General features: G+C 37.5%; 5 protein-coding genes. All 5 read left to right on the top strand.

Annotation, left to right across the window (positions count from 1 at the left end):
* On the top strand, positions 1 to 906 hold a 906-nt coding region (locus A9G24_RS11515; protein ID WP_141673157.1), incomplete at its 5' end, for a DUF2345 domain-containing protein.
* Positions 907 to 923: 17 nt separating this feature from the next.
* Positions 924 to 4,319 carry a M23 family metallopeptidase gene (locus A9G24_RS11510; RefSeq protein ID WP_065639142.1) on the top strand — a complete coding sequence of 1,132 codons (3,396 nt, stop codon included), beginning with the start codon at positions 924 to 926 and terminating at the stop codon, positions 4,317 to 4,319.
* Positions 4,320 to 4,333: 14 nt separating this feature from the next.
* Positions 4,334 to 5,128 (top strand): hypothetical protein, encoded by a 795-nt coding sequence (locus A9G24_RS11505; RefSeq protein ID WP_065639141.1) that lies wholly within the window; start codon positions 4,334 to 4,336, stop codon positions 5,126 to 5,128.
* A gap of 124 nt (positions 5,129 to 5,252) precedes the next feature.
* Positions 5,253 to 5,555, top strand: coding sequence for a hypothetical protein (locus A9G24_RS11500; RefSeq protein WP_141673156.1), 303 nt, complete (start codon positions 5,253 to 5,255; stop codon positions 5,553 to 5,555).
* Between the two features lie 153 nt (positions 5,556 to 5,708).
* The gene (locus tag A9G24_RS11495) at positions 5,709 to 6,869 is read left to right on the top strand and encodes a M23 family metallopeptidase (RefSeq protein WP_065639139.1); all 1,161 of its coding nucleotides are present in this window, start codon (positions 5,709 to 5,711) and stop codon (positions 6,867 to 6,869) included.
* Positions 6,870 to 7,146: the final 277 nt, after the last annotated feature.

The following is a 7,146-nucleotide window of genomic DNA, read 5'->3' as shown; positions in this document are numbered from 1 at the left end:
AATGTGATTCGCACGCCGGCTAATAACAAACTGCGCATGGATGACAAACGTGGGCAAGAGCACATCAAACTGGCCACCGAATACGGCAAAACTCAACTTAATTTGGGGCATTTGGTCGATAATAAAAAAAGCCAACGTGGCGAAGGGTTTGAACTACGCACCGACGAATGGGGCGCGATTGCCGCCAATAGAGGCTTATACTTAACCACGCAAACCCAGCCGAAAGCGCAAGGTAAACAACTGGATATGCAAGCGGCAATAAGCCAACTTGAAAATGCCCTCTCTATTGCCAAAGCACTACAAAATGCCGCCACCCAGTCCGAAGCGCACAGCGCCGATACCGACAGCCAAGCGCAACTTAAAGCCAACTTAACTCAGCTAACCCAAAGTGGCCTACTGGCCTATGCGCAAGAAGGCATCGCCCTAACCAGCCCTGAAAATATTCAACTGACAACAGCGAGCAGCCTCACCTTAACCAGCGAAAATCAAACCGATATCAACGCTTTAAACAACGTCACTGTTTCATCGGGCGAAGCGATTGGTTTATTTGCGCAAAAAGCGGGCATGAAACTGTTTGCCAACCAAGGTGATATTGAGGTGCAAGCCCAAAATGCCAACCTCAATATGGCTGCCAAGCAAGATATCAAAGTGGATAGCGTGGATGGTAAAACGCAGATAACAGCAGCCAAAGAGATAACGCTCATCTGTGGTGGCTCTTATATCAAAATCAGCAGTGAAGGCATCGAACTGGGCACACAGGATAATATCTATCTTAAGTGTAATGTGTTCCAGAAGATGGGGCCGGCAAGTCATCATTTATCCGCAAAACTGAATATTAATCGTCAAGAGCTCGAAGCCTTATTAAAAAAACATGTATCGTTTAACTCGAAAGGCTTTTCGGCATAAGGAATAAGGTAATACACATGACCATAAAAAAAATCGATAATTTCAACTTTCCCGTGGGTGAAAAACAACTCAGTCAAGATGCGTATTATAAAGCGTTATCAGAGGCGAACAGTGGCTTTTATCCATTTGGTGAAAATGGGATATGGCATGGGGGGTTCCATATTGATGAAGGGGTACTAAAGAAAGTTGATAATGACGGTATATTGCGTTGTATGGCTCATGGCGAAGTGGTTGCTTATCGAGTCAATAATATTTACCATAAAATAGTGTATCTGGACAATGTTGAGTTAAAAACGCCTTATAAAGAACAGCAAAAAGTGGCGTATTTCTCAACGGGATTTACCTTAGTCAGACACCTGTTACAAATGCCTAAAATCGCTGGTGCAACTGCTACGCCACCCTCAATAACCTTATACAGTTTATATATGCATCAACTTGATTGGTATGGTTATCAGCAAAAAGGACAAGAAAGTGGTAGTCAGGTGGATTACCCTTGTTATTGGCAAGCGCAAGCAGGGAAAGTGGATGAAAAAAAAGCGGAAACCATTGCCGGCAGCGTGATACGTGAAAAGGGAAAAGACACAAAGATTGTGGGTTTATTACTTAAAGGCAGTAAAGTACGTTTAGGTGAACAAAAAGCAAATATGTCTGGTTGGTATAAAATTGTGTCGATAACCGCAGGGACGGTGGTGACACCAAATGGCTTGCAAAATGAATTGGGCAATATTACCGGTTATGTTTGGCATAACGATATTGGCAAGACAGCAGCCGATAGACCGACTGGAAAGACAGCGGAAGCCAATAAGGATTATGAAATCTGCAAAGAAGATAATAAAAAAGTGGGCAAACCGGAAGTCGAAGTCAAAGGCATTGCGGTTTATGGCACCGCGAATGACAGTCAAAAGTTGACCTATTTGCCACAAACCGCGACTTTTGAATTGGATGGGCAAGAAAATGGTTATGCTAAAATCCGTAAAATTGATAATTGCACTGTGCCGGCAGTCTTGGTTGCAGAAAATGGCGGGGATGAGGCGCCACATAAGGGGTATGTCAAATTAACCTCACTGATAGTGACCCAACTTAAACCTGAAAAATTAGATAAAGTGGTGGTATTAAAAACGCCTGTGCCGATTAATAAAGGCGACTTTATAGGTTACATCGGCCATAATGTTAGCCAATCCGAACGTTTTGACGAGCCTAAAGAAGCCCCGTTATCGAACATGAAACGGGCGTTAGACAAGCAATTACCGCCAATGGCACATATTGAATTACTGACCTGTGATGATTTACCGGCGTTTATCACTAAAACCCGCGCCTTAGCAGGCAAACTGCCTGAAAGCGAAAAGAGTATCATATTAGTTGAAAAAGAGGCGCGATTAGTGCAAGCCGCTAAACCGGCAGGTTGGTTAAGCTCTGGGGTGGCGATTCATTTTACCGACACTACCGAGAGCTACTATATTAAAATCAAACCGGTCTATACCGTCAATCTTCCCTCAAGATTTTTTCATACTTCAACCGAGCAGCCGTTATTCGACCCAGGGGTTGGCAAGGTGGTTAATGGCATTAATGGAAAGATACAGGCAAAAAGCCCGTCAGCGCAACCGTACACCTTAACCGCAAGTGAGAAAATGTATGTAAGGCGGATATATCCCGAATTAACCGAGGCAGATATCCCCGATAAAGTTGAGCTAATTAGTGGCGGAAAGGGGCAAGATACGACGTTACCGAGTGTCTATTCTGAGCCAGCGAATGATGAGGATTTTTTCACGATTCGCTTTATGATTGAAAACAAGCCGTACTGGATAGCCGCCAGTAAAGTCTTACACCTTAATGGCGAAGATGGGCAGCTCAATTCAAGCGTAAGTTATTGGCATGATTTTCCATTATCATTAGATGACAACCTTTCTCCACAGGAAAAGAAACGTAATACGGTATGTTACCCTCGTACCGTGTCCCTAATTTCATTAGAAAATGATGGCTTGATAGCGATAGAGGATGAAAACACAAAATGGGTCCAAGTGACGGCACTGGATGAGCAAACGCTACCGATACACGGTTGGGTGAATATAAAAGACAATGCGCAAGCACATATCAAACGACGTAGTCCATGGCACTGGCCTGGTTTTGAAACAATAGAAGAAAAGGCCTCGATAGGTGAATTATCTGACAAGATTGGCAAGAATAAAGTGGCGAAATTAGATTTAGCCGATTACACGCCAGCGATGCGGGCATTACATCAAATCTTAACGGGCACACTGATATATTCAACCCAACGAAAAAAAGACCTACCGCCGCCGACTTTTACGGATAGGGATTTAAAAGAAGGATTACGCCGAAGCTGGACGGCGGAGTTGATAGGGCATTTACTGGTGAAATATGAAAGCGAATGGTATGCCGATGAAGCGTTAAGCAAATGGAACGAAATTGATGACTTATTTGAAGAAGAAAAACAACAACAAAAAGTAATTATTGAAGCGGGATTAGATAAACTTGGCATCACCGAGCCTTACCTCCGTGATTTTGCCTTAGACGTGGTGGACGAAGCGCATGAACATGTCAAATCAAACTGGCAACTAGAAAAAGCACAGCGCATTAAACCCTCACTGTGGTGGAAACAAGTGGCACAAGCGCAAACTCAAAATCAAACAACCAGCACAGAACAAAGCAATGCGAATACCAATACCAATACCTCTAAACTGTCTAATCTATCAACTGATGGCAAGGCATGGTTTATTCATCCGGTAGCGATGGTGGATTATTTTAATGTTAGAAGTGCTGAAATTATTTTCCCATTAAAAGTAAAACCAATAAACAATTTTGATATGCAATTTGGTAAAAACTTTAATTGGACTAAAAATAATAATCAAACAGCATTTAGTTCATCTCGAAATGGGGGAAGAAAACATGCAGGAAGAGATTTATACACAGAACCCAAAGAAGATATTATTGCCGTCAGCGATGGAGTTGTTCTAAAAATAAACGAATTTTATTGTTATACGCACCAAATAACAGTCAAGCATCATACCAATAGTGGACGGGAATTTATTATTCGCTATGGTGAAGTAGACAAAGAAAGTATTAAGGTAAAAACTGGCGATTTTGTTAAGCAAGGTACAGTTCTTGCTAAAACTGGGCTCTTGCTTAGAAACGTTAGAGCTACAGATCCCCAAAGTAGAATAATTGAGGTTGATATTGATGGTGAAAGTAAAAAAATGACACCTTTAATGGTAATAAATGGGAAAATAATATATATGTTGCATCTAGAATATTACTCTGGAAATAGTGGACTAGATCTAAAAAAATCATTAACAGATAAATCAAAAAAACCTTATGAAAGGCGAGATGATTTAACAGATCCTATAGAATTATTAAAAGAAGGGTACAGTAACAGCTTTGGGGCTGACCTCGAATAATTAGGAATAAAAGTATGAAAAATATTATATTAAAAATCTTATTATTAATTTTATTATCACAAGTTGTTTATGCATCAGATTTTGATTCAAATAACAATTATTATAGGTTAATCAATGAGAAATTAACTCCTGAAACAGACAAAAACATAAAAAAATCATTAAGTAATTTGATTATAGATAATCAGCAAAAGATAACCTTTTTAGGTTGCGATTTTAAAGAATTAACTGGAAGTGAAGACGATATAAATAATGAATTAAATAAACATAATTTTTTTAAAAATTATAGTGATGAATTGAAAGAATATCATCTAACTACTACTAGTTTTTCTAAAATTTATACAAATGATAGAGATAGTTTATCAGAAATTTGTAACCGTAATGATTACATGAATATTATCCAGCTTGATAACAATGAATTAATGGTTACTTATAAAAAACAATTAGTTTTTTACCAACGGTTACCAGAACAAGAAGAGAAAAACCTTAATAATTATTATAGTAATACAAAGTGCATTGCATTAGAACAAGTTGATATGAGTTATACTGATATTTGCTATTATAACAATATGACTATTTTGGATGTTTATAATGCAATGAGTTTTGATCTTGATAAGGTATTTAGAAAGAAAATTAACGTGGGCGAAAATTTCTCTGTTACCTATGAAGACCGAGATGTGGATATTGATTATAAATGGTATGGTAAAAATAAACTAGAAATTACTCAATATTTTCAAGGAGGCATAACAACTTATACTTTTATTTATCAGAACGGTAAAACAAAATTAATAACAGTTCTCTCCCCTGATTAATTATAAAAAATAGGAAAGATAAAACTTAGCATACATAGAACTCTTTACCTATGATTATTTACCTGAATTTATCAATAATATCTGAGTATTAGCAGATAAATTACCAGAAATAAAAAAGACAATTTTGTTAGTGGAAGAAGACGCAAAACTAATTCAAGCATCTAAACCAACTGGTTTTTACCAGCAAGGTCGGGGGATAAAATTTGTCAGTGATACGAGTCATTATTACGTTAAAGTCAAACCAGAATATACATTGTGGTTATTAGCAAACACTTCATCACGTATTTCTTTTAATGCTGACATTGAAAAAATGGTAGATGCTATAGAGCATGAAACCCGAGAAATGAAAGGTGAAAAACAAAAGTATCGTGTAATATTTGAAGATAAAAAAGAATTAACCAATATAAAAAAGGTTTTCCAGAATTAACTATTACTGATATACCGGATGAAGTCGACTTGGTTGATAATAATAATACAATGGCATCGCATACCACATTAATCATCCGTTTCGTGGTTGAAAACAAACATTATTGGATAGCATCAAAAGACGTTTTATATCTAAATCAACAAGATGGGATAATTGCTTCACTGGGATAAATTTCCATTATCTTTAGATAATTTATCGTCAGTAACTGAATACAATACTGTTGAATACCCACGGACGGATTTACTTGATAGTGAAAGTTTTACAGCAGTTGATGATGCCACGCCAGATTCAGTCTGGCGATATATTAAAACAGGGAACAAAGAAAACCAACTGATACAAGGCTGGGTCAACACGAAAACAAGAGCGCAAGAGCTTATTGAAGTGGGATTAAATAAAATCGGCATAACCGAGCCCTATCAGCGAGACTTTGCCATGAAAAAATTGGACGAAGCCCACGAGCATGTCAAAAACAACTGGCAATTGGAAAAAGAGCAACGCATTAAACCCTCACTGTGGTGGAAACAAGTGGCACAGGCACAAGCCCAAACCCCGACAGCAAACACCGAAGCCAATACCCCTAAACTGTCCAATCTATCCGCAGACGGCAAGGCATGGTTTATTCATCCTGTGGCGATGGTGGATTATTTTAATGTTGAAACGACAAAACTTTGGCATGAGCCTTTAGACAACCCACAAAGGACGTTATTTAATTCAAAGAAGTCCAAGTTTCCTTGGAATGGTGCCTTTGGTTTTGTTAGGAATGAAGGTAATAAATCTCATGCTGGTTTAGATTTATTTGCAAAAATTGGCACGCCATGTTTTGCTTGTTTAGATGGCGAAATTGTAAAAGCTCATGGTGAAGGTAGTTATGGTAATGTAATCGTTTTAAAAGTGAAAGGTGATGATTTGCGCGCATCTCAAAATGATTATACGTTGGAGTTTTCAGAAAAAGGGAAAAATGAGTTTATACAAGCGAAAGATTTTGATATAAACAGTGATTATTTTTATATTCGATATTGCCATTTACATAAAGATCTAAAAGTATCTGGAATACAAAAAGGTACCAAAGTTAAAGCTGGTGATCATATCGGTTATACATCCGACACGGGAAATGCGAAAGGGCTTCCTAACACTCATTTACATTTAGAAATTGCTATGAATATTGATAATAATCAAACTGTAGGTGAAAAGAAGGAACTAGCAAAATTAGGCTATAAGATAAACCCTGCTTTTTTTGTCAATTTAAATCATATAGATATAGAAGAGCAAACAGAAGCAGTAATAAATGGTAAGAAGTATTATATTCAAAAATAAAGGTAGAAATACATGAACAGAATAAAATATTTATTAATAATAATTCTATTACTACCGCAATTCGCACATTCTATCTATCGGATATATACAGGAAATATTGGTAATAAAAAAGTAGAACTTTATATGAGTGCTATCTCCGATAGTGATTTTCATTGTAACTATCCCCTAAAATAGTACAGCAAAAAAGTAGAAAATTCTCTATGATAAAAGTAAAAGAGGATTCAATTATGAAAAAAATGACTGAACATCAAATCGTCGCTATTTTAAAAGAAGCTGA

Source organism: Gilliamella sp. App6-5 (genome assembly GCF_001690525.1).
In the GTDB taxonomy this organism is placed as follows: Bacteria; Pseudomonadota; Gammaproteobacteria; order Enterobacterales; family Orbaceae; genus Gilliamella; species Gilliamella apicola_H.
This window is presented reverse-complemented; position numbering and strand designations above follow the sequence as displayed.